Raw genomic sequence first — 1,617 nt, forward strand, 5'->3', positions numbered from 1 at the left:
CCCAGGATCAGCCGGCCACGCCTCGTAGCGCCATTGCCACCGCTGCCTCCGTGATCACTGTCGGGTCTTCCGCCGCGCCCAGCTCGATGCGGCGGACCGCGGCGTCGACCACGCCTTGGAGGAGGGTCGCGGCCAGGCGGGGCTGGGTGTGGCCGAGGTCGCCCAAGGCCTCGACGATCATGGCGATGAGGCCGCCGTGGGCGGCGCGGATCTTCTCGCGGGCGCCGGCGTCCAGCTCGCTGGCGGAGATGGCGACGACGGCACGGTGGCGCTGGTCGCCGACGAGTTCCAGCTGGCGGCGTACGTACGCCTCGACCTTCTCCCCGGGGCTGCCCGCCCGCCGCATCGCGGCCTCGATGTCGGCGGCCCACTGCGGGAAGTCGACGGAGCAGAGCTCTTCGACGACGGCGGCCCGGGAACGGAAGTACTCGTACACGGAGGACCGGGCGAGACCGGTGCGCTCGGCCAGGGCGGGGAAGGTCAGGGCTTCGGTGCCGCCCTGGGACAGGAGGGAGCGTGCGGCGTCCAGCAGGGCGGCGCGCTGCATGGCGCGGTGCTCGGCCACTGAGGCCGCTCGAATCCTTGGCACCGCTCCACTCTAAGGCTGGGCCGGTGATCCGCGGAGGGTCGATTCGCCGGGGTGGGGCTCAGCGGCCCACGTCGGCCAGCTTGGCCCGCAGCTGGAGGACGGACTTGGTGTGGATCTGGCTGACGCGGCTCTCGGTGACCCCGAGGACGTTGCCGATCTCGGCGAGAGTGAGGCCCTCGTAGTAGTAGAGGGTGACGACCGTCTTCTCGCGCTCCGGCAGGGTGTTGATGGCGCGGGCGAGCAGTCGGCGCAGCTCGCGGTCCTCGGCGACCTCGACGGGGTTGTCGGCGGCGGTGTCCTCCAGGGTGTCCATGAGGCTGAGCCGGTCGCCGCCCTCGCCTCCGGCGTGCAGCAGTTCTTCGAGGGCGACCACGTTGGCGAGCGACAACTGGCTGAAGACGGAGTGGAGTTCCTCGACGGCGATGCCCATCTCGGCCGCGACTTCGTTCTCGGAGGGGGTGCGGCGCAGCTGTGCTTCGAGGGTCGCGTAGGCGCGCTCGACGGCGCGGGCCTTCTGTCGTACGGAGCGCGGGATCCAGTCGAGTGCGCGGAGTTCGTCGATCATCGCGCCGCGGATGCGTGTGATGGCGTAGGTCTCGAACTTGATGGCGCGTTCGATGTCGAACTTCTCGATGGCGTCGATGAGTCCGAAGACTCCGGAGGAGACGAAGTCGGCCTGTTCGACGTTGGGCGGCAGACCTACGCTCACGCGGCCCGCGACGTACTTGACCAGCGGCGAGTAGTGCAGGATCAGCTGTTCGCGCAGGCGCTCGTCGCCGCTGTTCTTGTACGAGCGCCACAGTTCGTCGACGGACGAGGGCGCCGGTGGTCGCACGGTGCCGCCGGCGCGGGCAGCGGGGGGAGCTGCCGTGCGATCAGACCCGGAGGTGTGCTGGGGCATTCGTTGCCTTGAGCCGTTCTGGTGTGACGTGAGCGGGGGGATTCTCTCTGCTGCGGGGTTCTCGTGAGCGTAGCGTGACCGGCTCGTTGCGGTGCGCGAACGTCGGGGGATCGGGGCGGTCCGGGAC

Annotated in this window: 2 protein-coding genes; both read right to left on the reverse strand. The window is 70.3% G+C overall.

Annotated features, from left to right (window positions below):
- Positions 1 to 7 precede the first annotated feature (7 nt).
- On the reverse strand, positions 8 to 565 hold the full coding sequence (locus ACJA3G_RS36570; protein WP_406557325.1) for a TetR/AcrR family transcriptional regulator: 558 nt from the start codon (positions 563 to 565) through the stop codon (positions 8 to 10).
- A gap of 82 nt (positions 566 to 647) precedes the next feature.
- Positions 648 to 1,490 carry an RNA polymerase sigma factor WhiG gene (whiG, locus tag ACJA3G_RS36575; RefSeq protein WP_406557326.1) on the reverse strand — a complete coding sequence of 281 codons (843 nt, stop codon included), beginning with the start codon at positions 1,488 to 1,490 and terminating at the stop codon, positions 648 to 650.
- Positions 1,491 to 1,617: the final 127 nt, after the last annotated feature.

The organism is Streptomyces sp. YS-3 (assembly GCF_045257485.1).
Classification (GTDB): Bacteria; Actinomycetota; Actinomycetes; order Streptomycetales; family Streptomycetaceae; genus Streptomyces.

Bases quoted from the DNA above. Each gene is read 5' to 3' on its own strand.
- whiG (WP_406557326.1), bottom strand. From the start codon at position 1,490: ATGCCCCAGCACACCTCCGGGTCTGATCGCACGGCAGCTCCCCCCGCT.